Annotated in this window: 27 protein-coding genes; 18 read left to right on the top strand and 9 right to left on the bottom strand. The window is 66.6% G+C overall.

Features of this window, described 5'->3' with window-relative positions; genetic code table 11:
• Positions 1–18 precede the first annotated feature (18 nt).
• Positions 19–645 (top strand): TetR/AcrR family transcriptional regulator, encoded by a 627-nt coding sequence (locus ACWDXS_RS04980; RefSeq protein ID WP_378990039.1) that lies wholly within the window; start codon positions 19–21, stop codon positions 643–645.
• A gap of 40 nt (positions 646–685) precedes the next feature.
• Here ACWDXS_RS04980 and ACWDXS_RS04985 read toward each other — a convergent pair whose 3' ends face one another.
• Positions 686–1,345: a TetR/AcrR family transcriptional regulator gene (locus tag ACWDXS_RS04985; RefSeq protein ID WP_387444912.1), complete on the bottom strand. Its 660-nt coding sequence runs from the start codon at positions 1,343–1,345 to the stop codon at positions 686–688.
• A 138-nt stretch (positions 1,346–1,483) separates the two neighbouring features.
• On the opposite strand from ACWDXS_RS04985, the gene ACWDXS_RS04990 reads away from it, so the two are divergent.
• The 8 genes from ACWDXS_RS04990 (at position 1,484) to ACWDXS_RS05025 (ending at position 8,238) form a co-directional block, all read left to right on the top strand.
• On the top strand, positions 1,484–2,278 hold the full coding sequence (locus ACWDXS_RS04990) for an alpha/beta fold hydrolase (protein WP_379313870.1): 795 nt from the start codon (positions 1,484–1,486) through the stop codon (positions 2,276–2,278).
• Positions 2,275–3,723 (top strand): flavin-containing monooxygenase, encoded by a 1,449-nt coding sequence (locus tag ACWDXS_RS04995; protein ID WP_449962168.1) that lies wholly within the window; start codon positions 2,275–2,277, stop codon positions 3,721–3,723. The genes ACWDXS_RS04990 and ACWDXS_RS04995 overlap by 4 nt, the downstream gene beginning before the upstream one ends.
• A complete protein-coding gene (locus ACWDXS_RS05000; RefSeq protein WP_449962171.1) occupies positions 3,720–5,384 on the top strand; it encodes a GMC oxidoreductase in 1,665 nt (554 codons plus the stop codon). Before ACWDXS_RS04995 ends, ACWDXS_RS05000 begins: the two co-directional genes overlap by 4 nt.
• A 15-nt stretch (positions 5,385–5,399) precedes the next feature.
• The gene (locus ACWDXS_RS05005; RefSeq protein ID WP_378990033.1) at positions 5,400–5,960 is read left to right on the top strand and encodes a DUF4334 domain-containing protein; all 561 of its coding nucleotides are present in this window, start codon (positions 5,400–5,402) and stop codon (positions 5,958–5,960) included.
• A gap of 52 nt (positions 5,961–6,012) precedes the next feature.
• Entirely contained in the window at positions 6,013–6,315 is a 303-nt protein-coding gene (locus ACWDXS_RS05010) for a hypothetical protein (RefSeq protein ID WP_378990032.1), read from the top strand.
• A 24-nt stretch (positions 6,316–6,339) separates the two neighbouring features.
• The gene (locus tag ACWDXS_RS05015) at positions 6,340–6,627 is read left to right on the top strand and encodes a hypothetical protein (protein ID WP_378990031.1); all 288 of its coding nucleotides are present in this window, start codon (positions 6,340–6,342) and stop codon (positions 6,625–6,627) included.
• Between the two features lie 94 nt (positions 6,628–6,721).
• Entirely contained in the window at positions 6,722–7,960 is a 1,239-nt protein-coding gene (locus ACWDXS_RS05020) for an MFS transporter (protein WP_449962175.1), read from the top strand.
• A 56-nt stretch (positions 7,961–8,016) separates the two neighbouring features.
• Positions 8,017–8,238 carry a hypothetical protein gene (locus tag ACWDXS_RS05025; RefSeq protein ID WP_387444921.1) on the top strand — a complete coding sequence of 74 codons (222 nt, stop codon included), beginning with the start codon at positions 8,017–8,019 and terminating at the stop codon, positions 8,236–8,238.
• On the opposite strand, the gene ACWDXS_RS05030 is transcribed toward ACWDXS_RS05025, so the two are convergent.
• Together ACWDXS_RS05030 and proC are read right to left on the bottom strand one after the other, a co-directional pair.
• Positions 8,218–8,601, bottom strand: a complete 384-nt coding sequence (locus ACWDXS_RS05030) for a hypothetical protein (protein WP_378991877.1) — start codon at positions 8,599–8,601, stop codon at positions 8,218–8,220. The genes ACWDXS_RS05025 and ACWDXS_RS05030 overlap by 21 nt on opposite strands.
• A gap of 166 nt (positions 8,602–8,767) precedes the next feature.
• Complete coding sequence (gene proC / locus ACWDXS_RS05035) at positions 8,768–9,574, bottom strand: pyrroline-5-carboxylate reductase (protein WP_449962178.1); 807 nt, start codon at positions 9,572–9,574, stop codon at positions 8,768–8,770.
• A gap of 823 nt (positions 9,575–10,397) precedes the next feature.
• Between proC and ACWDXS_RS05040 the strand changes: the two genes are divergently transcribed.
• Genes ACWDXS_RS05040 through ACWDXS_RS05050 form a run of 3 tightly spaced genes read left to right on the top strand, consistent with a single transcriptional unit; the run spans position 10,398 to position 12,071 of the window.
• Positions 10,398–10,727 (top strand): hypothetical protein, encoded by a 330-nt coding sequence (locus ACWDXS_RS05040; protein WP_449962181.1) that lies wholly within the window; start codon positions 10,398–10,400, stop codon positions 10,725–10,727.
• Position 10,728: 1 nt separating this feature from the next.
• A complete protein-coding gene (locus ACWDXS_RS05045; RefSeq protein ID WP_449962184.1) occupies positions 10,729–11,238 on the top strand; it encodes a DUF6879 family protein in 510 nt (169 codons plus the stop codon).
• The gene (locus ACWDXS_RS05050) at positions 11,235–12,071 is read left to right on the top strand and encodes a DUF5753 domain-containing protein (RefSeq protein WP_449962187.1); all 837 of its coding nucleotides are present in this window, start codon (positions 11,235–11,237) and stop codon (positions 12,069–12,071) included. Before ACWDXS_RS05045 ends, ACWDXS_RS05050 begins: the two co-directional genes overlap by 4 nt.
• Here ACWDXS_RS05050 and ACWDXS_RS05055 read toward each other — a convergent pair.
• Positions 12,068–12,868 (bottom strand): class I SAM-dependent methyltransferase, encoded by an 801-nt coding sequence (locus tag ACWDXS_RS05055; protein ID WP_449962189.1) that lies wholly within the window; start codon positions 12,866–12,868, stop codon positions 12,068–12,070. The genes ACWDXS_RS05050 and ACWDXS_RS05055 overlap by 4 nt on opposite strands.
• Before the next feature lie 111 nt (positions 12,869–12,979).
• Positions 12,980–13,477, bottom strand: coding sequence for a MarR family winged helix-turn-helix transcriptional regulator (locus tag ACWDXS_RS05060; protein WP_449962192.1), 498 nt, complete (start codon positions 13,475–13,477; stop codon positions 12,980–12,982).
• On the opposite strand from ACWDXS_RS05060, the gene ACWDXS_RS05065 reads away from it, so the two are divergent.
• Together ACWDXS_RS05065 and ACWDXS_RS05070 are read left to right on the top strand one after the other, a co-directional pair.
• Positions 13,447–14,487: an NAD(P)/FAD-dependent oxidoreductase gene (locus ACWDXS_RS05065; RefSeq protein ID WP_449962195.1), complete on the top strand. Its 1,041-nt coding sequence runs from the start codon at positions 13,447–13,449 to the stop codon at positions 14,485–14,487. The genes ACWDXS_RS05060 and ACWDXS_RS05065 overlap by 31 nt on opposite strands.
• A gap of 127 nt (positions 14,488–14,614) precedes the next feature.
• Positions 14,615–15,313 (top strand): GNAT family N-acetyltransferase, encoded by a 699-nt coding sequence (locus tag ACWDXS_RS05070; RefSeq protein ID WP_378991874.1) that lies wholly within the window; start codon positions 14,615–14,617, stop codon positions 15,311–15,313.
• Position 15,314: 1 nt separating this feature from the next.
• Here the strand turns inward: ACWDXS_RS05070 and ACWDXS_RS05075 are convergent, their stop codons facing one another.
• From ACWDXS_RS05075 to ACWDXS_RS05085, 3 genes are all read right to left on the bottom strand, one after another.
• On the bottom strand, positions 15,315–16,418 hold the full coding sequence (locus ACWDXS_RS05075; RefSeq protein ID WP_449962199.1) for a glycosyltransferase: 1,104 nt from the start codon (positions 16,416–16,418) through the stop codon (positions 15,315–15,317).
• A 103-nt stretch (positions 16,419–16,521) separates the two neighbouring features.
• Positions 16,522–17,169 (bottom strand): CPBP family intramembrane glutamic endopeptidase, encoded by a 648-nt coding sequence (locus ACWDXS_RS05080; RefSeq protein ID WP_449962202.1) that lies wholly within the window; start codon positions 17,167–17,169, stop codon positions 16,522–16,524.
• Positions 17,170–17,178: 9 nt separating this feature from the next.
• Positions 17,179–17,373, bottom strand: coding sequence for a Sir2 family NAD-dependent protein deacetylase (locus tag ACWDXS_RS05085; protein WP_449962205.1), 195 nt, complete (start codon positions 17,371–17,373; stop codon positions 17,179–17,181).
• 133 nt (positions 17,374–17,506) lie between these two features.
• Here ACWDXS_RS05085 and ACWDXS_RS05090 point away from each other — a divergent pair, with 133 nt between their 5' ends.
• Positions 17,507–18,244: an SCO6745 family protein gene (locus ACWDXS_RS05090; RefSeq protein ID WP_378991871.1), complete on the top strand. Its 738-nt coding sequence runs from the start codon at positions 17,507–17,509 to the stop codon at positions 18,242–18,244.
• Between the two features lie 5 nt (positions 18,245–18,249).
• On the opposite strand, the gene ppk2 is transcribed toward ACWDXS_RS05090, so the two are convergent.
• Positions 18,250–19,185: a polyphosphate kinase 2 gene (gene ppk2 / locus ACWDXS_RS05095; protein ID WP_378629995.1), complete on the bottom strand. Its 936-nt coding sequence runs from the start codon at positions 19,183–19,185 to the stop codon at positions 18,250–18,252.
• Positions 19,186–19,390: 205 nt separating this feature from the next.
• Here ppk2 and ACWDXS_RS05100 point away from each other — a divergent pair, with 205 nt between their 5' ends.
• The 3 genes from ACWDXS_RS05100 to ACWDXS_RS05110 all read left to right on the top strand — a co-directional run bounded on the left by ACWDXS_RS05100 (position 19,391) and on the right by ACWDXS_RS05110 (position 24,112).
• Positions 19,391–20,869, top strand: a complete 1,479-nt coding sequence (locus ACWDXS_RS05100; protein WP_378991869.1) for a sugar porter family MFS transporter — start codon at positions 19,391–19,393, stop codon at positions 20,867–20,869.
• Positions 20,870–20,954: 85 nt separating this feature from the next.
• Complete coding sequence (locus ACWDXS_RS05105; protein ID WP_449963419.1) at positions 20,955–23,357, top strand: glycoside hydrolase family 65 protein; 2,403 nt, start codon at positions 20,955–20,957, stop codon at positions 23,355–23,357.
• Complete coding sequence (locus tag ACWDXS_RS05110) at positions 23,354–24,112, top strand: HAD family hydrolase (protein WP_449962211.1); 759 nt, start codon at positions 23,354–23,356, stop codon at positions 24,110–24,112. The genes ACWDXS_RS05105 and ACWDXS_RS05110 overlap by 4 nt, the downstream gene beginning before the upstream one ends.
• Positions 24,113–24,218: the final 106 nt, after the last annotated feature.

The raw sequence follows: 24,218 nt of genomic DNA on the forward strand, positions 1-24,218 counted from the left end.
CGAATCCCCGGACGCGCCATGACACTTCTCTTCCATGACATCCAGACCGACGAGAGCGCCGAAACGGCCCGCACCCAGCGTCGGCTCACGGTGCTCAACGCCGCGCGTGCGGTCTTCGTGGCCCACGGGTATCACGGTGCGAGCATGGACGACATCGGCGTTCGGGCCGGGATGAGCAAGCCGGTGCTGTACACGCACTACGCGAGCAAGCTCGATCTGTATCTGTCGGTGTTGCAGGGGTATCTGGACCGGATGGTCGACGGCATTCGCGATGCGCTGGCCGACGCGAACGGTCAGGAGGACAAGGTGCGTCGCGCGGTGCTGGCCTATTTCGACTTCGTCGACGAGGACGCAGGCGGGCACACGTTGGTCTTCGAGTCGCCGGTGCCGAGTGAGCCGTGTGTGCGGTGGCGGGTGCGCAATGCCATGGGCGAGTGCGCGGTGCTGGTGAGCGCTGAGTTGCGCGCGGCGGGGATGGACGATGTCCGTGCCTACGCGTGTGCGTTCGGCGTGGTCGGTGCCAGCCATCTCGCGGCGCGGCAGTGGCTGGACACGGGTCGTCCGATTCCGAAGGGCGATGCGGTCGATACCGTTGTCTCGCTGTGCTGGAACGGGTTGTCCGGGGTGGAGACGACGGGGGACTAGGGCCTGTCGCGCCCTGGTTGGGGAGCGACGTCGAGCGCGGTCAGTGCAACGCGGCCGGCAGTGGACTTCCGTCGAGCAGTTCCTCGCTGGGTAGCTGTCCGATGAGTACGGCGAGCGCGCGCTTCCATCGGCGCAGTACCGCCTCGCGTTCGCCGAGTGTGCCGGTGAGCATGGCGGTCATCGAGAGCCCGGTGAGCAGGTCGATGGTGAATTCGACGAGGACTTCGGCTCGTGGATCCGAGGCGTACGGTTCGCCGAGCACTTCCAGGTAGAGCCTGCGCATTTCGGTGAATACGCGACGTTCTTCGATGACGAGCTGGTCGCGGAGTTCGGTGTCGGTGCGTGCGGCGACCCACAGGTCGAGTGCGGTGAAGAAGGCGGGGCTGTTGAGGTCGCGCCAGGCGAGGTCGACGACCGATTGCAGGCGGTCGCGGCCGGGCGCGAGGAGTTCGGCTTCGTGCCGGAATTTCTCGAGCCGGGTGTCGACGACCTGGGTGGTGGCGGCGATGAGCAGTTCGGCTCTGGTGGGGAAGTGGTGCTGGACGGTGCCGCGGGCGAGTCCGGCGCGTTCCTGGACCGCGCTCACGGTGGTTGCGGCGTAGCCGCGTTCGAGCAGGCATTCGGCGGTGCAGGCCAGGATTCTGGCGCGGGTGGATGTCCGACGTTCGGCCTGGGTGCGGCGTGGAGGTTGCACGGTCACCTGAGAAATCGTACGTGCTGCCGACAAGATTCGGTAGATTCAGTGAAAAGTGTCGGCCGTCACCTCTTGACGACGGCCGATGGAGCTGGTGCAATCAAGAAACCGTACGCAGTAACTGTTTATTGACGAAGGGCTGCGATGACGCAGATCTCTCACCTCCGCCGGGGCAGTGGTACGCCGATCGTGCTGGTGCACGGTCTCGGCAGCCGCTGGCAGGTTTTCGCACCGATCATCGATCTGCTCGCCGAGCAGCACGAGGTCATCGCGATCGATCTACCGGGCTTCGGTGACTCACCCGCGCTGGACACTGTGCGACCGGGTCCGCGTGGCTACGCCACCTGGCTCACGCAGTGGTTGGCGGACAACGACATTCGGCGCCCCCATGTGGTCGGGAGTTCGATGGGCGGTGGTATCGCCCTCGAACTGGGCCGGGCCGGGGTCGCGTCCGGGGTCACCGCGTTCTCCCCGGTCGGCTTCTACGGGCCGGTCGGACGGCGGTGGACGCAGGGCCTGCTGACCAGCATGCGTGGCGCCGCTCGGGTCGCCGGACCGGCACTGGACCGGCTGGTCGAGCATCCCGCCGGCCGCGTAGTCCTGCTCTCGTCCATGTTCGGCCGCCCGGTTCGCGTCGATCCCGATGCCGCTCGCACCGATTTGGCCGGGCTGGCGGGGGCCACGTCCTTCGCCGCCGCTCGCGACGACTTCGGCAACTATGTGCTCGACCCCGGCGACGACCGTGGCTCGCTGGGCGAGATCCCGGTGACGATCGCGTGGGGCACCCGCGACATCGTGCTCGTACACCGCACCCAGAGCGCCCGCGCGCGGGTGGTGTTGCCGTTCGCGCAGCACGTCGACCTTCCCGGCTGCGGGCACCTCCCGTTCAGCGACGACCCCGAAACCTGTGCTCGCCTCGTTCTCGAAGGGACCTCATGACCCCGTCCATCGCAGTGATCGGTAGCGGGTTCGGTGGCCTGGCAGCTGTCATCGCACTGAAGAAGCGCGGCTTCGACGACATCGTCGTGTTCGAGAAGGCCGACGATGTCGGCGGCGTCTGGCGGGAGAACACCTACCCCGGTGCGGCCTGCGATGTGCCGTCCCCGTTCTACTCGTACTCCTTCGAGCCGAATCCACGGTGGCCGCACCGATTCTCGCGGCAACCGGCGATCCTCGACTACATCCGGCACGTCGCCGAGAAATACGATGTGCGCCGCCATATCCGGTTCGGCACCGAAGTGCTCGGTGCGGCGTTCGACGACGCGACCGGGAAGTGGACGGTCCGGCTCGGCGGCGGAGAGACCGTGGTAGTCGATGTGCTGGTGTCGGCCGTGGGCCAGCTCTCCCGGCCTTCGGTACCTGCCATCGAGGGCCGTGACAGCTTCGGTGGCACCAGTTTCCATTCCGCCGAGTGGAATCACGACGTGGATCTGACGGGTAAGCGCGTCGCCGTGATCGGTACCGGGGCGAGTGCGATCCAGTTCGTTCCCGAGGTCCAGCGGCAGGTCGACAAGCTGACGCTGTTCCAGCGAACCGCGCCCTACATCATCCCGCGCCCCGATCGCGAGTTCTCGACGCGCCATCATCGGGTGTTCGAGAAGTTGCCGGTGACCGAGCTCGCCGAACGTGGCACCTGGTACGGCGTCGTCGAAGGGCTCAGCGTCGCCTGGGTGTACTCCAAAGCGTTGTCCGCCGCGATCAAGGCTGTGTCGAAGTGGCACATGCGTAGGCAGACCAAGGTCAAGCCGGGACTGTTCGAGAAGGTGTGGCCGGACTATCCGGTCGGATGTAAGCGAATTCTGTTCTCCGACAACTATCTTCCGGCGCTCACCGAACCGAATGTGGAGGTGACCACCGAGCGGATCGCCGAGATCACACCCTCGGGTGTGCGCACCGCGGACGGGCGGGATCACGAGGTGGATGTGATCATCTGGGGGACCGGCTTCACCAGCACCGAGTTCCTGGCGCCGATGACGATCACGGGCGCGCAGGGCCGGGAGCTGACGCAGGAGTGGGACAGCGGCGCGCACGCCTACTACGGCATGACCGTGCCGCGGTTTCCGAACCTGTTCATCATGTACGGGCCCAACACCAATACCGGTGGCGGCTCGATCATCTACTTCCTCGAGGCGCAGGCGAAGTACCTCGGCGACTATGTCGCCCATCTCGCGGCGTCCGGTCGCGCGCTGACGGTGCGTCCGGAGGTGGAGCAGGCTTATGACGAGCGGATCCAGGCGCAGCTCGGCGGCAGCGTGTGGAGTCGCTGCTCGTCGTGGTACCGCCAGGCCGACGGCCGGATCACGACCAACTGGCCACTACTGGGAATCCAATACAAGAAACAGGCGCGGTTCGATCCCGCCGACTATGAGGTGGTGTCGCGATGAGTGACTACGACTACGACGTGATCGTCGTCGGTTCCGGTTTCGGTGGCAGCGTCACAGCGCTGCGGCTGACCGAAAAGGGTTACCGGGTGGGAGTTCTGGAATCCGGCAGGCGCTGGGATGCCGAGGACTTCCCGAAGACGAACTGGAACATTCCCAAGGCCATCTGGGCGCCGCGCCTCGGCCTGACGGGGCCGCAGCGGATCAGCGCGCTGGGCAAATGCTTGGTCTTCAGCGGTTCGGGCGTGGGCGGCGGGTCGCTGATCTACGGCAATACGCTCTACGAACCGCTGCCGGAGTTCTATCGCGATCGTGCGTGGGCGCACATCACCGACTGGAAGTCCGAGCTCGCGCCGTACTACGACCAGGCCTCGCGGATGCTGGGCGTGGTCGAGAATCCGCGGGTCGGGCCGAAGGACGATGTGCTGTTGCAGGTCGCGCGGGATCTGAAGGTCGCCGATACCTTCCATCGCACCCATGTGGGTGTGTTCTTCAACGAGGGTTCTGAAGGCGTCGAGGTCGATGACCCGTACTTCGGTGGTGCGGGTCCGCGCCGGGCGGGCTGTATCCACTGCTCGGAGTGCTTCACCGGCTGCAAGCACAATGCCAAGAACACCACCACGCTCAATTACCTGCACCTGGCCGAGAGCAACGGCGCGCAGGTGCATCCGTTGACGACGGTGACGTCGGTGGCGCCCGACGGTGCGGGCGGTTATCGCGTCGAGACGGTGCAGTCCAACGGTTGGGTGCGCAAGCAGCGTCGCACGTTCACCGCCCAGCAGGTGGTGTTCGCGGCGGCGGCGCTGGGCACCCAGAAGTTGCTGCACAAGTTGCGCAGCGACGGCACGTTGCCGGAGTTGTCCTCGCGGGTCGGCGAGCTGACCCGCAGTAATTCCGAGGCGATCATCGGGGTCACCAGTAAGTCCCGGCGTGATTTCGCCCAGGGCGTGGCGATCACGTCCTCCATTCACCCGGAACCGCAGACGCATGTGGAGGTGTGCACCTACGGCAAGGGACAGAACGCGCTGTTCTTGCAGACCGTGCCGATGATCGACGGTGGTGCGTTCCGGTTCCTGCGGTTGTTGCTGTCGATGGTGTTGCATCCGGTGCAGTTCCTGCGTTCGCAGAATGCGCACGGTGCTTCGGAGCGGTCGGTGATCCTGCTGGTGATGCAGTCGCTGGACAATTCGCTGACCTCCTACCTGAAGGGCAAGCGGTTGGTGACCAAGCAGGGCAGCGGAGAGCCGAACCCGGAGTGGATTCCGATGGCGCACGACATCGCCCGCCGATACGCCGCCGAGTCCGACGGCATCACCGGCAATATCGCCACCGATATCTTCAATATCCCCGCGACCGCGCACTATATCGGTGGCTGCACCATCGGTGACTCCCATGAGACCGGCGTGATCGACCCGTATCAGCGGGTTTATGGCTATCCCGGTCTGCACATCGCCGACGGCAGCGCGATCACCGCCAATCTCGGGGTCAACCCGTCGCTGACCATCACCGCGCAGGCCGAGCGTGCGATGGCGTTCTGGCCGAACAAGGGTGAGCCGGATCCGCGTCCGGATCTCGGGGCCGCCTACCAGCGGATCAGTCCGGTGGCACCCGAACAGCCCGCTGTGCCCGCTTCCGCGCCCGGTGCGCTGCGACTGCCCGCCTGAGGCGAGAGGATCTTCATGACGATCGACCGACTTACCGCGCTCGAACCCGCCTGTTCCCGACAGGACGCGCTGGACCTGTTCGACAGTCTCGCGCCCGTGCCGGCGACCCAGCTCAGCGGCCGATGGAGTGGTCGCGAGCTGGGCACCGGGCACCCGATGGACGGCTTGCTCGTCGCGTCGGGGTGGTATGGCAAGCAGTTCGACGGTCTCGAGAGTGTGCATCCGCTGCTGTTTCGCGGTCCGGCGGGCGATATTTTCGCCGTCGATCCGCAGCGGGTGCCGTTGGGCCTGGTCGGGAAGGTGCCGAGCAAGGTCGTGGACCGGGGTCGGGGGCTGCTCGGGGTGCTGAAACCGGCGTTGCGCGCCCGTGGTTATCGGGCTCGGTTGCGGGCGGTCGAGCACCGCGGGGTGGTCACCACGGCGATGGTCTACGACCATCTGCCGATCATCGATGTGTTCCGCCGGATCGACGACGACACCGTGCTGGGCCTGATGGACTACCGCAATTTCCCCGAGCCGTACTTCTTCGTGCTCGTCCGGGAAAACTCGAGTGATTCTGCCCGTTTGCCCGATTGAATCGGGGGTACGCGCCGAAAACGGAGAGCTCTCGTCGGAAGGAGGCCGTGCCATGACTGACTACATCGATCCCCATCAACACAAGTTTCCCGACACCGAGCGCACGACGCGCTCACACGCGGGTGAGTCGATTCAGGACTCGCTCAATTGGCCGGGGCTGTTCCTCGTCGGAGTCGGCATCGTGATGCTCGCGGCCACCTTGACGGCCGCCGGTTCCGGGTTCGTCGGATGGGCGGTGATCGCCGGAATCCTCAGCGGTGTGTGTCTGCTGTTCGGGGTCGGGATTGTGCTCGCCGAGCATCGCCGGATCAAGGTCAGCGAGGGGTTGCACCTCACCGATCCGTGTGGTCACTGAGGTCAGAACTCGGAAAGGACGTCGATGAACGAACGCGCTGAGCCGGGACGGATCATCGTCGACTATTCGCATCTGTTCCCCGGTGTGGTGGTGCGCGCCGATCGTATGGCCGACGAGTTCGATGTGGTGTTCTCCGATGGGGTGCGCACCGAGGCCGGCATTCTGCAGGACGATGACGGGGTCGCGGCACTCGACGTGGTCGGTTATGCCACGGCCGCGGGCACGGTGCAGCCCGGCCGGGTGTGGCCGATCACCTCGATCGAGGATGCCGGGTCCGAGGTGAATATCAAGCTGGGCCCGTACTTGCGCTAGCTTCACGCCGCTCGATGAGGCCGGTTCGTCGTCACTGGACCTTTCTGCGCCTAACGACTGGACCAGCGTCCATCTCTGCCGCGATGATGACGCCATGAGCGAGCATCCCGCGCAACGGCGCACGCTGGCCGTGTTGGTCGCGGCGCAGATTTTCAGTGGCGCGGGGCTTGCCGCCGGCATCACCGTCGGCGCGTTGCTGGCGCAGGACATGCTCGGATCGACCGGACTGGCGGGGTTGCCCGCGGCGATGTTCACGGTCGGGTCGGCCGCGGCGGCGGTCGGAGTGGGTCGGATTTCGCAGCGGGCGGGTCGACGGGCAGGCCTCACCCTGGGCTATCTGACCGGTGCGCTGGGGAGTTTCGGGGTGGTGGCGGCCGCGGTGACCGGGAGCTTGGCGCTGCTGTTCGTGTCGCTGATCGTGTACGGGGCGGGGACCGCGACGAGTCTGCAAGCGCGATACGCCGGCGCCGATCTGGCGCAGCCCGCGCATCGGGCGCGCGCGATCAGCACGGTGCTGGTGGCGACGACGGTCGGTGCGGTGGTCGGGCCGAATCTGACGACGCCGATGTCGAATATGGCTGTGAACTGGGGCATTCCGGCGCTGTCCGGCCCGTTCGTGCTGTCCGGGGTGGCGTATGTGCTGGCGGCTGTGGTGCTGTGGGTGATGTTGCGGCCGGACCCGCTTGTGCTTGCCCGCGCGATTGCCGAACCGCCCGGCGAGGTGGTCGTGACGCAAGCTCCGACACGGTGGTCGGCGCCGATCGTGGCCGGGACGACGGTGATGGTGGTGACGCAGTTGGTGATGGCCGCGGTCATGACGATGACGCCGGTCCATATGCAGCATCACGGGCACGGGGTGGGCGCGGCCGGATTCGTGATCGCGGTGCACGTCGCGGGGATGTATCTGCCGTCGTTGCTGTCGGGGATGCTCGTGGATCGGTTCGGGCCGGGGCTGGTCGCCGTGGCGGCCGCGGCCACCTTGGTCGCGGCTGCCACGGCGGCTGCGCTCGCACCGCCGAGTTCGGTCGCGGCGCTGGCGGTGGCGCTCGGACTGCTCGGGGTGGGCTGGAATCTGGGACTGGTCGCGGGGACGACGATGATCGCGGATGCGACGCCGGTCGCCACCCGGGCTCGGACGCAGGGCACCGTCGATGTGGGCATCGCGGTCGCGGGCGCTGGGGGCGGGCTGGGATCCGGGGTCGTCGTGGCATTCGCCGACTACCCGGGTCTGGCGTTCCTCGGTGCGGGGATCGCGCTGCTGATCGTGCCCGCATTGGCGTGGGCCACTCGTCGGCCTGCGGTTCGCGACGAGGTCGTGCGGGTCGAGACCTGAGCGATGTGGTGACAGCTCGTCCTGGCAGGCGGCTGGGGCCGTGCGATGATCTGGCGATGAAAGGTCAGACGAGTACCGCCCGGCTGTTGACACTGTTCGGTGGTGTCGCGCTCGTGATGCTGATGGTCAACTGGAGCCTGATGCGCGCGGTCGCGTTCGCGGTGATCTGGGCGGTCGCGGCGGGCGTGCTGGTGTTGCGTGACCGGCGTCGTGGTGGTGAGGACACCGCGCCCGCCGTGGTTTCCGACGCAGGCGTCTCAGACTCCGGCGAGCGCTGAGGCCAGATCCGGCACATCCAGGGCCTGCATGGCCTGCTGGCGCACATCAGCGCAGTGCTGCTGGGTGACGGCATCGATCACCTCGCGGTTGCGAGCCACCGCCACATTGATGCCGCCGCTGCGCACCGCCCAGTTCTGCACTGTGGCGTTGAACGACACGCGCGCCACAGTGACTCCCTGCGCACGCCAATTATCGAGATCCGGGGCCATCATCTCGCACAGGTGCGCGGCCGCCTCATCGGAGATTTCCGGCGCGCCCTCGGCCGACGGTGGCAAACCGGGATCAGGTGCCTCGGTGCTGGTAGCGCAGCCGGCGACAACCAGCAGCCCGATCAACACGGCCCCTCGTAGATGTGTGAACACGACGCTGTCCCTCCGGTAGAGGTTTGTCCTTGCTCAGTGCGAATGCCCGCCTTTCGACGGCTCAAACAGCGGTCCACGGCCGGAAATCGCTGGGGGAGGCAGGGATTCGGACAGCCGACCTGGAACCGATCAGGCCCGGCCCACCGACAACAGGAATAGAGCGAGGCTAGTTCGGCATCGCGCCCAGTTCGGCCGAACGGCGTTCTGCCGCGATCAATGCCTCACCGAAAGCTGAACGCACACCACCCCGCTCGAGTTCTCGCATCGCCCCTGCGGTCGTTCCCTCGGGTGAGGTGACGGCAGCGCGCAACTCCACGCAAGGCCGGCCCGACTCGGTCAACAACGCGGCCGAACCGAGCATGGTCTGCTGCACCAACTGGGTGGCTACCTCCCGGGACAGACCCAGCTGCACGGAGGCGTCGATCATGGCCTCGATCACCAGAAAGAAATACGCGGGCCCCGAACCCGACACCGCGGTCACCGCGTCCATCTGCGACTCGGCGACGGTCACCACCTTGCCGACCGCCTCCATCACCTCACCGACCAGCCGCAACTGCTCCTCGCTACAGTGACGGCCCGCCGCGATGGCGCTCATGCCCTGGCCGACCAGCATCGGGGTGTTCGACATGACCCGCACCACCGGGAAACCGGCGGGCAGCTCAGCTTCCATCCGTGCCGTCGACACACCCGCGGCCAGCGACACCAGCACCTGATCGCGCGCCCTGCCAACCATCGACTCGGCCAGTTCGGCGAGCACGCCGTCCACATCGCGCGGTTTCACCGCGATCACCATCAGATCCGCATTCTCGGTCGCATCCGCGAGGCTGGTCGTCGCCCGGATGCCGAACCGCTCGATCCGCGCCAACACCCGCCCCACAACCACCAGATCCTCGCTCGCCCACCCGGATTCGAGAAGCCCAGCGATCAACGCCTCCCCGATCCGGCCACCACCGATCACCGCAATCCTCGACACAAAACGCAAGGTTAGCGGACAAGTTCCCGGACACGATCCGCCCACCGAACACCCGCCGCGCCTCCCTCTCGGACCGACGCGACTGACCGCTGATGAAATCGAGTTCTCCCGAGCTGAAACCGAGAGATTGATCGTCGTGCGGTCACCGATGATCTACTCGACGCTGCCGATCGCTAGACCGTCAGAGGATGGCCGCCAAGCCGGTTCACCCGAAACCTCATGCACACGAACCAATCCCATCGCGACCAACTGTTCGAGGTACATCTCGGTACGGCGAACCGAGTGGCTCAACTTCGAGGCGAGGTCAGGAGTGGTGATCGGCGCTGTCGGGGAGAACTGGCACAAGCTGGTCAAAATCCAGTCCTGGCAGCGAGTCAGGTGATCCTCGCTCATCACAAGCCCCTGATCTGTTGTGCGCGTTCGTCGAGAACCATCCGCTTCTGCTCCACCAGGGTGGTTCGGGCACGTCGCCGACACCGGCACGTGTCGACCGCGCATTCCAGATGGACTTGCATCACCCGATGGGCCTGCGCAGCCGTCAGCGGGCCGGGGTCACGACCACACAACAGGAGCGCGTTCACCGGGTCGCCGCAATCTGGTCGGCGGGCGGGATCTCGGTTTCGAGCGTGATTTTCAAGGGTCACCTCGGGTGCGTCGGAGCGTAGTGGCACCAAGCTACGAAGCAGCGGGACGCTGACACCACAAACTTGCGCGAACTTGCGTCAGATACCCAAATGTCCAACATCTAATGACCAGTTCAGGGATGCTTGTGCAGTGGTACGCAAGTTTGCGCACACAACTCGACTCGACAGGACGGTACGTCATGCAGTTGAAGTTCCTCGGCAATGGCGGAAGCGGCGGTGGCGGGTGCCCTGCGTTGCTCGCGACCGACACGGGCACCTACATCGTGCAAGGGTGGGAGACCAGCGACTCAGCCATCATCGAGATCCCGCACCTGCTCCTCGGATTCGCCGAACCCGACACCTTCGTCGGCGCGGCGATGACCGACACGGGGCGGGGAACCTTCACCCTGACCGGCCGACCCGTGATCGACCGTGCCACGCTGGGCCAATTGGACCTCGCGCCCGGAGAGACCGCGATCGAGGTCCCGAAGTGTGAGAGGAAGTTCTACGGTGCTCCTACTGGAAGGTGAAGTGTTCGACAACCTCCTGCGGTCCGCCCGCCAGGAGGCATTTCATCTGGAGGTGCAAGACACCTACAGCACCCCCGACGAGACGCAACCGTTCCGCGACTTCCTCAACGGCGGTCCCGCTGACGACTATTCGTGGCTGCGGGGATGGCTGGACCTGGTAGAGGAGACCGCAGCGCGTGGGGTGGCCGTTCGGCGGGCGCGCGTTGTCACGGTTCCGCACACCGACTACACCCGGTGGCTTCTCGAGGTCTCCTACCAGAACGCCGCCGCGGGCGAACAGATTCGGTACCTGTCTCGCCACGACGTAGACGCCGCGCAACTGACCGTCGACGACTGGTGGCTCTTCGACCGGAATTCGGTGGCGTTCACCGTGTTCGAACCCGACGGGCGATGGCGTGGCGGTGCGGTGACCACCGACCCGCGAATCGTGGCGTACTGCGTGCGGGTGCGCGACCTCGTGTGGGAAGCGGCGGTTCCGCACTCCGAATACGTCACTCTCGGTGCGCGGTGACCAACTCGGTCGATGAAGCGCGCGAAGCTCTCGGACTTCGACTCCGGGAGCTTCGTCGCGACGCAGGCATCACAGCTCGCCGGCTCGCACAGCTCGCCGGCTGGCACGAATCCAAAGTTTCGCGCACCGAGTACGGCAAACAGACGCCGTCTGAGGCTGACCTGCAAGCCTGGTGCGAACACACCGGTCGTCCCGACCAACTCCCTGACCTCATCGCGACCGTGCGCAACATCGAAGCGGCCTACATGGAGTGGAAACGCCTGCTCGGTGCCGGTACGCGGCGCCGCCAGAAGATGTCGGTGAAACTCGAAGGCGACACCCGGTCGATGCGCTGGTACGAGCCCACGATCGTGCCCGGCCTGTTGCAGACCGCCGAGTACGCCGAAGGGATCCTGTCGAAGATCATCAGCTTCTACGGCATCCCCGATGATCTCGCCGAGGGTGTCGCAGCACGGGTCGAACGTCAGCGAGTGCTGTACCGCGGTGACCACCGGTTCTCGTTCATCATCGCCGAGCAGGTGCTTCACACGACAATCGTTGACGATCAGGTGATGCTGGGGCAGTTGGATCGGTTGCTGACATTGATGTCCCTGCCACGTCTCGTGCTGGGTGTGGTGCCGATGAACTCACTGTACGAGGGTCCAGCGACGAACGGGTTCGCGATCTTCGATCAGCGGCTCGTTCAGGTCGAGACGGTCACCGCCGAGTTGTCGGTGACGCAGCCGCGTGAGATCGCCCTGTACGAGCGGATGTTCGCGGTGTTGAACGACCAGGCTGTGTTCGGTGACGGTGCGCGTGAGTTGATCGGTGAGGCTGTTCGGGCGCGACGTTAGCGAGCTCGGCCCCATGCGCGGACCGTGGGCGGCGCATAGAACCATTGCTGCTCGTCGGCCAGCTCGGCCTGCGCAGCGACAATGACCTCGGGTGAGACATCGAGTGCTACCAAGGTTTCGTGGGCCTGTGTCCAAGTGAGGTTCCACATGCGCGCCATCGGCGAGCCGCCGCGAAACATCGGAATCTCTGCCTCTGCTCGAACGTCGATGAGCCCCACGGCGCCCAATTGTGCGGGCAGGTCCCTTGCCCAGGCTTGGTTCGCGCCCTCGGTCTCGGTCGACCGCGCGAAGGCTCGCCAGACCTCCCCGAATGCGCCGGGCATTTCATCGAGGACGCCGAGACCGTCGCCTTCCTCGAGCAGAAGAACGCCGCCTGGCGCCAGCGCCCGGGCTAGTCGCTGCAGAACAGTGTCTCGTTGGGCAATGTGGAGCAGCACGAATCGCGTGTGGACGAAATCGAATGCGCCCTGAGGGAGTTCGTCGGTGACGAGGTTCATCCGGGCGACTTCGCCGCCACGGTGGGGCAGGTCCGTCAGGTGGCGCGGGTCAGCGTCTACGGCGAAGACTCGACCACTCGGCAATGCGACATCGCATAGCCATCGCGCGAACGACCCGCCGCCGGCCCCGGCTTCCAGACACCGCCATCCCGGACCCACACCCAGTCGCCGCGCGAGCGCGATGCTCTCAGGGTCATAGGCAGCACCGAGCAGCGCGAGGCGTTCGTTCGCGAAGTCCCATTCATTGGGGAGGGTGTAGTGCGGCTTCCGCGGCGATGAGGTCGGCGATGGCCCGGTCATGATCAGACGTTAATTCGGGCGATCTGGTCGGAGGCAGGTTCTGAGTCGTTTCCCGAGGCCGAGTGATCGAATACACAACGGCGTCAGCCCGAGTCGTGTTCGGGCTCGCTCTCAGCGGTTGCTTCGGGCCTCGAGACCTCGGGCGAGGCGGTCCAAGCTTTGCAGGACTGCGACACGATCTCGATCCAGGTCGGTGAGTAGCTGTGCGTGGGCTTCGAGTTCGCGGGGGAAGACCTCGTCGATCAAGCCAATTCCTGCCGGGGTGAGGCGGATCAGGGTCGATCGTCGATCGGTCGGGTTCTGGGTGCGGGTGATCAGTCCTCGCCGTTCGAGTTTGGTGAGTGTTTTTCCGACGCCTGCCCTGGACATGCCGAGATGTTCGGCCAGTCGGATCGCGGTGAGGGGTGGGTCGGCGTACCGGAGGGGTACAAGTAGGCCCACCTCGGCCGGGGTGATGTGGGCCTGGGCGTAGATGTCCTCCACGGCGCGGTCGAGCAGGGCGGAAATGCGTTTGATCTGGCCGACCACCACCATGGCGGAGGTGTCGAGGTCGGGGTTTCGGACACGCCAGAGATCGGATGTCCGTTCTCGGAGCGACTTTTCGGCCATCACCTCTCCTTTTGTTAACTAGTGAACAATTCGGTACGTTCGGAGCGTACCCGGACGGCGACAAGGTCGTGCGGAGTGGTCGAGGGGGAATTGTGGTCCACGATGTCGTGGTGGTCGGTGGGGGCGCGGCCGGTCTGAGTGCCGCGCTGGTTCTGGCTCGATCGTGTCGTCGGGTAGTGCTCATCGACTCCGGTGAACCCCGAAATATGGCTGCCCAGACGACGCATGGGTACTTGACCCGGGACGGAGTCGCGCCGGGGCAGTTGCTGGCGACAGGCAGCGCGGAGGTGCGCCGCTACGGTGCGCAGGTGCTGACCGACCGAGTCGTGGACATCGCCGCGGTCGACGGACATTTCTCGGTGGTGACCGAAACCGGGGCCGTCGTTGCGGCGCGGGCTGTGGTTGTGGCGACAGGGCTGCGCGATGAACTGCCGGCGACCCCCGGAGTTCGAGAGCAGTGGGGAAAGGGGGTTCTTCACTGTCCGTACTGTCACGGATACGAGGTGCGAGACGCTCCGCTCGCGGTTCTGGGTGGCGCGAACAGGGCATTTTCCGTGCACCAAGCGTCGCTGGTGCGTCAGTGGTCCGACGACGTCCTCTTCTTCCCGCGAGAGATCGCGTTGTCGGACGACGAGCGCCGCCGCTTGTCCGCGCGCGGCGTTCACGTCGTCGAAGGAGAGGTGAACCGAGTGGTTGCGCACGACGGTCGCCTCCACGGCGTGGAACTCGCATCGGGACAGCTCATTTCGCGGACGGCGGTCTTTGTCGGGCCGTGTTTCACTCCCCGTGATGAGCTGCTCACTCGGCTGCGATGCGCGGTCGGCGACGATGGTTGGGTCGCTGTCGATGCCACGGGGCGCACCAGCGTCGCTGGTATCTGGGCCGCGGGCAATGTCGCCGATTCGCCTGCGCAACTCGTCCACGCCGCGGCTGCGGGATCCAGGGCCGCTGTGGCGGTGAATCACTATCTACTGGAACTGGATATCCAGCTTTCGCTCGCCGAGTATTGACTCGGTCCGCTCGTTGCGGGATGTGCTCGAGGCCGAGGGGGGTCGGAATCGTGGTGAGTGCAAACGGTGACCGGCGGTTGTGTGCTCGGCTAACGTTTCGGCGGTCGGGTTGCCTGGTGAGGAGAGTGTGTTGACCGTCGACGTCGATATCGCGGTGCATCCGCTCGATGATCCGGTGCGGGCTTCGTTGCGGGGCGAGCACAGTCGTTTCGCGCGGTGGACGGGGCGGATCGGGCGCTATGAGCCAGAAGTCGCGCGATTCGTCGGGCATCCGGCGGTGCTCGACGAGCAGGATTGGGCTGATCTGGGCGCTGTGCTCGGGTCGGGCGGCAGTGCTGGAATCCGCGGGATCGGGCATGTGGTGCCGGCGGAGTGGGCGGTGCTCGCCGAGTTCGACACCGTGCAGATGGACGGCGCGGGATTGCGGGTTGCCCTCGATCCTGAGCTCGAAAGACTCACTGCCGCTGATGTTCCCGAGATCTTGGAGCTGATCGCCCGAACCGAACCCGGCCCGTACGCGCCGCGGACCATCGAAATGGGCACCTATCTCGGACTGCGGGTCGAGGGTAGGTTGGTGGCGATGGCGGGGGAGCGGCTGCATCCTCCGGGGTGGACCGAGATCAGCGCGGTGTGCACCGATGTCGAATTTCGGGGCCGGGGGATCGCCTCGCGGCTGATTCGGGCGGTCGGGGCCGGAATCCGCGCGCGGGGTGAGACGCCGTTTCTGCACGCGGTCGCACACAACACGACGGCGATCAGTTTGTACGAGACGCTGGGCTTCACCGTGCGCAAGAAGTCGACGCTGACACTGGTGCAAGCGCCCTAGGTCATCGGGTGGCGGCCGATCGGGTCACCTCGTCGGCGATGTCGCTGACACCGGGCATCGCGGCGATCTCGGCGGCGACCGCACGTGCGTTCGTGCTCAGGTCGGGATCAGAGATCAGGGCGTTGAGGTGGGTGGCGGTGATCGAACGGGCAGGCACCGACAGTCCGGCGCCGCGTCGCTGCACCGAGCTCGCGTTCCAGGCTCGGTCGCCCGGTGCGGGGGTGGCGATCTGAGGGACGCCGGCGTGGAGGGCGGCATAGACCGAACCGGCTCCCGCGTGGTTGACCATGGCAGTGCAGTGGGGCAGAGCTTCGTGTAGGGCGATCCACCCGGTCGTGCGGATGTTCGCGGGAAGTGCGGTGTTGCGCATTGTCTTTCGATCGGGTCGCACGATGACGATGTCGGCATCGACATACGGTGCGGCGCGCACGATCGCCCGCAGCATCGTGTCCGGACCGTCGCCGAGCATGGTCGAGCGGGTGACGAGAATGCGTGGGCGTGTGGACGGTTCGCGCAGGAACGCGGGTGTGTCCGCGCCCGGGGCGGAGTACGGGGTGTAGCGCAACGGCCGCCCCTCGACCCGGACGATGCTGGGTGGGGCAATGGACAGGGTGCTCGCCGGAGCGGGCAGGGCGGCGTCGGTGAGCAGACGCAGCAGTTCACGGCGGATCACCGTGCCGTTGTCGAGGGCGATGTTGTGCAGGATCGTGGGTACGCCGAGCCGGTCGGCCACCATCGCCGCGGCCGCCGCGAACGGCTCGTGCACGATCACCTCCGGCGCGAACTCGGTAGCGGCACGCAGCAGCGGCTCGACCATCGGCCGATTGGTGACCGCGAAGACGTGGGCGCCGCCGCGTGCGTCCGCCATCCCTTTCCCCGACCGCACCGCCAGCACCGGATGCCGCCCCAGCCCGCGCACCGCGGCACGCAGATAGTTGATCGGCGGGGCGACATCGGCCACCGGCAATCGCGCCCGCACCACCGCGGCCGCGTCCCCGCCGGTAGCCACCATGACGTCGTGCCCGCGCTCGCGCAGAGTGTCGACCAGCGGCATCATCGGGAACAGATGCCCGATCAGCGGCATCGCCACGAACAGCACTCGCATCAGGTCCCCGCCATCGCCCCGGGCGGCCGCAGTCTCGACCGCCACCATCCAGCACTACGACTCAACGTCGACGATAGTTCACCTCGGCCCCGCATCGAGAGAGTTACGCGGCCGCTGCCCCGTGATAGAACAAGTCGCCGAGGCCGACGGTGAAGACGAGGATGCCATAGAGGGCGTGCTCCACCGAAGTGGTGAGCAGCGAGCGGGTCCGCCGATACCGGGCTGCGAAGACAACACCGGCCGCCGCGCTCAGCAGCACCGAGATCGGGTTGCCGACGATGAAGTGGGCGAAACCGAATGCGACGGCGCTGGCGGCGATCATGCGCGGACCGTCGCCGAAGATCGGCGCGTAGCGGTGAAACAGGAAGGCGCGGAACAGCAGTTCCTGCGGATAGACGCTGACCAGCGGATAGAACACGAGGACCAGGACCCAGATCAGGGGACGTTCGCGCGGTAGATCGAACAGCGAATCGGGCCGGAACACCGCCACCGCGGCGGCGAGGGTCAGGGCCGAGATCGCCCAGAGCGCGAGGATGCCGGGCAGGGCGGGGCGCAGTGCGTCGGCCCGCCAGAAGCTGCCACGGTCGAAACCGGTGCGGCGCAGGTAGATCACGATGCCGACGGTGATCGCCACAAGGAAAGGCAGCGGGCTCACACCGCGCAGCAACACCGCGAACAATCCGGTCAGGCCGAAGAAGAGGGCGACGAATTCGACTGTGAGCCAAGTCTTCCGGCTGGTGTCGACGGTCATCTGCCGAGATTAGCCGCTGTGTTCGGCCTTCGTCGCGGCCAACGTCGCCAGCAAGGCGGGCAGGGCGATGCAGTAGTCGTAGGTGACCAGCTTCTGGGCGTCGGAATCGCGCTGCCACAGACCCGCCGGGCCGCGATAGTCCGGGATTCCGCTGTCGGTGGAGACGCCGGCGCCGGACAGGATCGCCACGAGCTGGGTGGTCATGGGATCCGCCCTGGGTCCGGCAGAGCAGTGCGGTCGACGGATTTCGGTCGTTGTCCTCGCGAAGGGCTATCGCATCTGACTATGCAACGCTAAAGTCTGCCTGGAGTGGACAACAGTGGAAGGTGGCAGACGAATGACGTCGGCAACGGTCAAACGGCAGGTACTCGAACTCGGTGGGGCGTTCATGATCTCGCGCGAGGCCAGGGCGTTCGGGGAGACGACCGGGGTGGCCGGGTTCCACGGCGCCTACACGCGAGGCCGTGGCGGGGTGCTCGGTGACGTCGACGCCGACGTGGTGACCGCCGCCTTCGGCTTCTTCGAACCCGGATGCGTGCGCGCCGCATGGGAATCGGTGCCGATGCCCGCCGCAGGCGCCGCGGTGGAATACATGCTCGCGTGTCGCGATTTCGGGCAACGCAAACTGGCCGCGTTCGAGCAGGCCGACCGGCTCGCACAGCTGCTGCGCCGCGTGGTCGATGCCGCACCCTCGACCGGCTTGCCCCTGTTCGCCGGTTGGCGGGCCATGCCGGTGCCCGAGGACGGGCGGGCCGCGGTGCTGCAACTGACCCATGTGCTGCGCGAGCTCCGCGGCGGACTGCACCTGGTCGCGGTGCTGGCCAACGGACTCACCCCGCTGCAGGCGATCCTGGTCGCGGGCTCCCCGATCCTCGACGGACCCGGTCACGCGAAATTTCTCGGCTGGACCGAACCGTTCGAGACGGTCACCGACGATGTGCGGGTGCGCTGGGACGCGGCGGAGAAGCTGACCGACGAACTGATCGCACCCTGCTTCGATGTCCTCGACGACACCGAGCGCGACGAGCTCGCCACCCTGATGCTCGACGCGCACCGAGTCGCCTTGACGCGCTAGAACGTTCAGGACCCGATGACGTCGCGCCCGCGGCCCACGATCAGTGGGTCGGCGGTGCCGACGATCTCGACATCCTTGTTGCCGTAATCGAACCCGCTCAACACGTGCCGCATCGCGTTGAGCCTGGCGCGCTTCTTGTCGTTGCTCTTGACCACGATCCACGGTGCGTGATCGGTGTCGGTGTGCTCGAAGTTCTCTTCCTTGGCCGCGGTGTAGTCGTCCCATTTGTCGAGCGAGGCCAGGTCCATCGGCGAGAGCTTCCAGTGCCGCACCGGGTCGACCTGGCGGATGGCGAAACGGGTGCGCTGCTCCAGCGGCGAGACCGAGAACCAGAACTTGACCAGGTCGATACCGTCGTCGACGAGCATCCGTTCGAACAGCGGCACCTGCGACAGGAACCGTCGATGCTGTTCGGGCGTGCAGAAACCCATCACCCGTTCGACACCGGCGCGGTTGTACCAGGAGCGGTCGAACAGCACGATCTCGCCCGCGGCGGGCAGGTGCTCGACGTAGCGCTGGAAATACCACTGGGTGGATTCGCGCGCGGAGGGCTTCTCCAGTGCCACGACCCGGGCCCCGCGCGGATTCAGGTGCTCCATGAAGCGTTTGATGGTGCCGCCCTTGCCCGCGGCGTCGCGACCCTCGAACACGATGACGACGCGGCGCCCGGTCGCCTTGACCCAGTTCTGCAGTTTCAGTAGCTCGATCTGCAGTAACCGCTTGTCGAGGTCGTATTGCAGGCGCGAGAGGCGCTCGTCGTAGGGGTAGCCCTCGCGCCAGGTGTCGACGACCAGGCCGCCGGGTTCGGTGAGCAGGATCGGATCGTCGTCGTCGCTGTCGTCGACGGTGAATCCGGTGGTGTCGGCCAGGTTCACGACGGTCGCGAGATCGGCGATCTCGCTGACATCACGGGGGATCGGACGAATCTCGACATCGGTCATCCCGTGACGCTAAATGGTGTGCGTGTCGCGAAGATGAACGCGCGGTGCCCAGCGCAGCGAGGCTGCCGCGCCAACCCGGCAACACGGCGATGTGGGCTCGCTATCGTGAATTGGTGCAGATGGCACCCCGTTCGGGGCAGACTGTGATCTGATTCACGCCGCTACTCGCGAGGCAATGCTGCCCGCCGTGGAGAGGACGACGCCGATGCATGATGGAGGCTCCTTCACCGACCAGTCCGCTCTCCCCGACGGCGAGCCGGCCTCGGGCAGCCGCGTGATCCGGATCGCGTCCGTCGCGGCGCTGGGCGGATTGTTGTTCGGCTTCGACAGTGCCGTGATCAACGGGGCCGTCTCGGCGATCCAATCCGAATTCGATGTCGCCGACGCCGTTCTCGGCTTCGCTGTGGCCTCGGCGCTGCTCGGCGCCGCCGCGGGCGCCATGACCGCGGGCCGGATCGCCGACCGCATCGGCAGGCTCAAGGTGATGAAGATCGCCGCGGTCCTGTTCTTCATCAGCGCGGTGGTCACCGCTTTCGCGCCCGATGTGTGGATCCTGGTCGTCGGCCGGGTGATCGGTGGTCTCGGTGTCGGTGTGGCCTCGGTCATCGCCCCCGCCTACATCGCCGAGACCTCGCCCGCGCGGATCCGCGGCAGGCTCGGATCACTGCAACAGCTGGCCATCGTGCTCGGCATCTTCCTGGCCCTGCTGGTGGACTACGTGCTCGCCCACCTCGCCGGTGGCGCGAGCGAGATCCTGTGGTTCGGGCTCGAAGCCTGGCGCTGGATGTTCTTGTCCATGGTGGTACCCGCCGTGGTCTACGGCGTCTTGGCCTCCACGATCCCGGAGTCGCCGCGCTACCTGGTCGCCACGCACAAGATCCCCGAGGCCCGGCGCGTGCTGTCGATGCTGTTCGGTGAGAAGAACCTCGAGCTCACCATCGGCCGGATCGAGGAGAGCCTGCGCAGCGATACCAAGCCGTCCTGGAAGGACCTGCGCCGACCGGCGGGCGGGCTCTATCCCGTCGTGTGGGTGGGGCTGATGCTGTCGGTGTTCCAGCAGGCGGTCGGCATCAACGTGATCTTCTACTACTCGAATGTGCTGTGGGAGGCCGTCGGCTTCGAGGAATCCCAGTCGTTCCAGATCAGCGTGTTCACCTCGGTGGTCAACATCGCCACCACGATCGTCGCGATCATGCTCATCGACAAGGTGGGCCGCAAACCGTTGCTGCTGACCGGCTCGATCGGAATGACCGTCACCCTGGCCACGATGGCTATCTGCTTCGGCGGCGCCGACCAGCTGCCCGACGCCGAAGGCGTCATGGAGCCACACCTGACCGGTGCGCTCGGTCCGATCGCGCTGGTCGCGGCCAACCTGTTCGTCGTGTTCTTCGGCATGAGCTGGGGCCCGGTGGTGTGGGTGCTGCTCGGGGAGATGTTCCCCAACCGGATCCGTGGCGCCGCGCTGTCGCTCGCGGCGGCCGGCCAGTGGGCGGCGAACTGGGCGATCACCGTCTCGTTCCCCAGCCTGAAGACCTTCTCGCTCGGCTTCGCCTACGGGATGTACGCGGTGTTCGCGCTGCTGTCGCTGGGCTTCGTCGCCAAGTTCGTGCCCGAGACCAAGGGGATGTCGCTCGAGGACATGGACGAGGCCGCCGGCTACGAACGGCCCATCGCCAGCACCTGACCCCGCCCCAAGCGCCACCGGCTCGACCACGTCGTCACCATCGCAGTGCGGTCATCGATCACCCTTCGACGAGGAAGGCTGCGTGATGCATTCGGCCTACGGCTACCCAGCGCAGACGAACCGGGCATCGCGCGCGGTCCGCGGCGGTGAGACGGGCAACGCCCGGACCCACACGAGCGAGACCACCTCGTGGACGGTGGTCGAGGACGCCTGGAACCCGCAGCGCGCCAACTACTTCGAGACGATGTTCACCATCGGCAACGGGCGCCTGGGAACCCGTGGCTCGCTCGAGGAACGGCACACAGGGGCGTTGCCGGGCACGTTCATCGCCGGTGTCTACGACGCCTACGACTCCCCGGTCATCGATCTGGTGAACGCGCCGGACTGGCTCGACAGCGAGGTCTTCGTCGACGGTCTGCGCCTGGACACCGAGTCCGCGCAGGTGGTCGAGCATCATCGTGCACTGGACCTGCGCAGCGGAGTCCTGCACCGCGACACCGTGTTCCGGCTGCCCAGCGGCGCGCGGGCCAGGCTGCGGACCGAGCGGTTCGCCAGTACCGCCGACCGTGATCTGTGCTGTCTGCGGATCGAAGTGACGTGCCTGGATTACGCGGGGGCGGTTACGGTGCGGACCGGTATCGACGCGAACCGGCGCAATCTCGAACGGTTGCCGACCTACCGCGAACAGACGGCATTCGGCTACGAACGCAAGTGGGACAAGTGGGCCAAGTCCACGCACCTGGTGTCGGTCGGTGCGGGATTCGACGGTGAGGTCGGCGTCATCGAAAGCCGCACCATCGACAGCGGGGTCGACCTGGCCTATGCCTTCACCTGCTCGGCCGACAGCGGGCAGCGTCACCAGCGGGTCCGCCACGACGGCATCGAGGTGCAGTGGCATTTCGACGTGGGCGCGGACGAAACCGTGCGGGTGGACAAGCTCGTCGGTATCGCCACCAGTCGCGACTACCGAGCGGTGCGCCCACCTCGGGCGCGCGCACTCGACACCGTCGCGCGCGCAGACTCGTTCGACACCGCCGCCGCGGCCAACCGGGCGGCGTGGGAGGGGATGTGGGCCGCCGCCGATTGCGAAGTGGTCGGCGACGATCGGGTGACCCAGGCGCTGCGGTTCGCGATCTATCACCTGCTCATCGCCGCGGACCCCGACGATCCGACCGTGAGCATCGGCGCGAAAGCGCTGTCCGGCGAGGGCTATCGCGGGCATGTCTTCTGGGATACGGAGGTAATGCTGCTGCCGTTCTTCCTGTTCACCCGGCCGCGCGCCGCCCGCGCGCTGCTGGGCTACCGCCACCACACCCTGCCCGGCGCACGGGAAGTCGCCGCCGACAACGGAACCGGCGGCGCGCGCTATCCGTGGGAATCGGCCGATACCGGCCGCGAGGAGTGTCCGCAATACACCCCGGACGGGAAGGACCGTTTCTACACCCGCGAAGAAGAACTGCACATCACCGCCGATATCGCCTACGCGATCATGCGCTACGCCGCCGTCACCGGCGATGACGACTACCTGTTCGGGCAAGGCTCGGAGATCCTGTTCGACACCGCTCGATTCTGGGTGCAGCGGTGCGTCGAGGACGGCGATCGGCTCGCCATCCGGACGGTGATGGGACCGGACGAGTTCCACTCCCACGTCGACAACAACGCGTTCACGAACAGGCTGGTGCACTGGCATCTTCAGCAGGCGGCGGCGGTGTACGAACGGATGTCGCGGGAACGGCCCCAGCGGGTGCACGAGCTCATGGCCTCGATCGGGCTGGAGGCGGATGAACCAGCCCAGTGGCTCGCCACCGCGGACCGGCTGCGGGCGCCGACCGATCCCGACTGCGGTGTCATCGAACAATTCGACGGCTATTTCGATCGCACGGTGGTGCCCATCGTCGACTGGGACGACAACGGCATGCCGCGACTTCCGGTCGGCTACAGCCCTTTCGACTGCGAGACCACCTCGCTGCTCAAACAGCCCGATGTGGTGATGCTGCTGCACATGCTGCCCGACGAATACTCCCCGGCCACCCGGCGGCTGAACTACGAGTTCTATGAGCAGCGCACGATGCACAAGTCGTCGCTCAGCCCGTCGATCCATGCGATCGTGGGGTTGCAGGTGGGCGATTGCCGCACGGCGGAACGGTATTTCGAGCGGTCGGCGTTCGTCGATCTCGACGACAACCAGGGCAATACCGAAGAGGGCATCCACATCGCGTCGGCGGCGGGCACCTGGCAGGTCGCGACGCACGGCTTCGGCGGATTGCGCGCCGACGCCGACGGATTGCGTTTCGCACCCGCGCTTCCGGCGTCCTGGCAACGGTTACGGTACGCGGTGCACTGGCGGGGTCGGTCGGTGCGGGCCGATCTCGGGCACCGGGACGCGCGCTTCGAGCTGGCCGGTGCGGGGCCATCGGTGGAGATCACGGTGTGGGGTCGGCCGGTGACACTCGAACCCGGTGTCGTGGTCGAGGTCGGGGCGCCATGACCGGCGTCTTCGACGCGCAGGCGGTGCTGTTCGATCTCGACGGCGTCCTCACCGACACCGCGGCGGTGCATCGGCGGGCGTGGTCGGCGCTGTTCACCGAGTTCCTGCCCGCCATCGCGCCGGACGCCGCCCCTTACACCGATGCCGACTACTTCGCGCTGGTGGACGGCAAAGCGCGCGCGGCGGGCGTGCGGTCGGTGCTCGCCTCGCGCGGCGTGCGCGTGCCCGACGGCGAGCTGGACGACCCACCCGGCGAGCAGACGGTGCACGGGTTGGGCAACCGCAAGAACGTCCGTTTCACCGAGATCATCCGTGGTGACGGTGTCGAGGTCTTCGACGGGTCGTTGCGCCTGGTCGACGCGCTCGCCGCCGCCGGTGTCCCGATGGCGGTGGTGTCGAGCTCGCGCAATGCGGTGCTCGTGCTGGACACCGTCGGCCTGCTGGGCAGGTTCGCGATGGTGATCGACGGCGTGGTCGCCCACGACGAGCGCCTCGCGAGCAAACCGGCGCCCGACATGTTCCTCACGGCCGCGCGGGGTCTGGGCGTGGATCCGGTGCGCACGGTGGTGATCGAGGACGCGGTGTCAGGGGTCGAAGCGGGCCGCCGGGGCGGATTCCGGGTGATCGGGGTCGACCGGGGGACCGGCGCCTCGGCCTTGTGGGCCGCCGGTGCCGACGTCGTCGTCAGCGATTTGGCGGATCTGCTCGAAGACCAAAGGGATCGGCGCAGGTCTGCCGTGTCGGGGGAGATCTGAGTTACGCGACGTGAACTGAGCGAGCGTCCGGGTCGAGCAAGTATTCACGCTCGCCGACATGCGCGTGACCGACGGACGATCCGTGGCCGCGCCCATTAGGCTGCGG

The organism is Nocardia sp. NPDC003183 (genome assembly GCF_053590715.1).

Excerpts from the sequence above, each read along its gene's own strand:
- ACWDXS_RS05015 (WP_378990031.1), top strand. The coding sequence starts at position 6,340 with ATGAACGAACGCGCTGAGCCGGGACGGATCATCGTCGACTATTCGCAT.
- ACWDXS_RS05080 (WP_449962202.1), bottom strand. The coding sequence starts at position 17,169 with ATGACCGTCGACACCAGCCGGAAGACTTGGCTCACAGTCGAATTCGTC.
- ACWDXS_RS04980 (WP_378990039.1), top strand. The coding sequence starts at position 19 with ATGACACTTCTCTTCCATGACATCCAGACCGACGAGAGCGCCGAAACG.
- ACWDXS_RS04995 (WP_449962168.1), top strand. The coding sequence starts at position 2,275 with ATGACCCCGTCCATCGCAGTGATCGGTAGCGGGTTCGGTGGCCTGGCA.
- ACWDXS_RS05040 (WP_449962181.1), top strand. The coding sequence starts at position 10,398 with ATGCAGTTGAAGTTCCTCGGCAATGGCGGAAGCGGCGGTGGCGGGTGC.
- ACWDXS_RS05075 (WP_449962199.1), bottom strand. The coding sequence starts at position 16,418 with ATGCGAGTGCTGTTCGTGGCGATGCCGCTGATCGGGCATCTGTTCCCG.
- ACWDXS_RS05005 (WP_378990033.1), top strand. The coding sequence starts at position 5,400 with ATGACGATCGACCGACTTACCGCGCTCGAACCCGCCTGTTCCCGACAG.
- ACWDXS_RS04990 (WP_379313870.1), top strand. The coding sequence starts at position 1,484 with ATGACGCAGATCTCTCACCTCCGCCGGGGCAGTGGTACGCCGATCGTG.
- ppk2 (WP_378629995.1), bottom strand. The coding sequence starts at position 19,185 with ATGACCGATGTCGAGATTCGTCCGATCCCCCGTGATGTCAGCGAGATC.
- ACWDXS_RS05090 (WP_378991871.1), top strand. The coding sequence starts at position 17,507 with ATGACGTCGGCAACGGTCAAACGGCAGGTACTCGAACTCGGTGGGGCG.
- ACWDXS_RS05060 (WP_449962192.1), bottom strand. The coding sequence starts at position 13,477 with ATGGCCGAAAAGTCGCTCCGAGAACGGACATCCGATCTCTGGCGTGTC.
- ACWDXS_RS05055 (WP_449962189.1), bottom strand. The coding sequence starts at position 12,868 with ATGACCGGGCCATCGCCGACCTCATCGCCGCGGAAGCCGCACTACACC.
- ACWDXS_RS05065 (WP_449962195.1), top strand. The coding sequence starts at position 13,447 with ATGTCCGTTCTCGGAGCGACTTTTCGGCCATCACCTCTCCTTTTGTTA.
- ACWDXS_RS05085 (WP_449962205.1), bottom strand. The coding sequence starts at position 17,373 with ATGACCACCCAGCTCGTGGCGATCCTGTCCGGCGCCGGCGTCTCCACC.
- ACWDXS_RS05025 (WP_387444921.1), top strand. The coding sequence starts at position 8,017 with ATGAAAGGTCAGACGAGTACCGCCCGGCTGTTGACACTGTTCGGTGGT.
- ACWDXS_RS05110 (WP_449962211.1), top strand. The coding sequence starts at position 23,354 with ATGACCGGCGTCTTCGACGCGCAGGCGGTGCTGTTCGATCTCGACGGC.
- ACWDXS_RS05100 (WP_378991869.1), top strand. The coding sequence starts at position 19,391 with ATGCATGATGGAGGCTCCTTCACCGACCAGTCCGCTCTCCCCGACGGC.
- ACWDXS_RS05020 (WP_449962175.1), top strand. The coding sequence starts at position 6,722 with ATGAGCGAGCATCCCGCGCAACGGCGCACGCTGGCCGTGTTGGTCGCG.
- ACWDXS_RS05105 (WP_449963419.1), top strand. The coding sequence starts at position 20,955 with ATGCATTCGGCCTACGGCTACCCAGCGCAGACGAACCGGGCATCGCGC.
- ACWDXS_RS05010 (WP_378990032.1), top strand. The coding sequence starts at position 6,013 with ATGACTGACTACATCGATCCCCATCAACACAAGTTTCCCGACACCGAG.
- ACWDXS_RS05000 (WP_449962171.1), top strand. The coding sequence starts at position 3,720 with ATGAGTGACTACGACTACGACGTGATCGTCGTCGGTTCCGGTTTCGGT.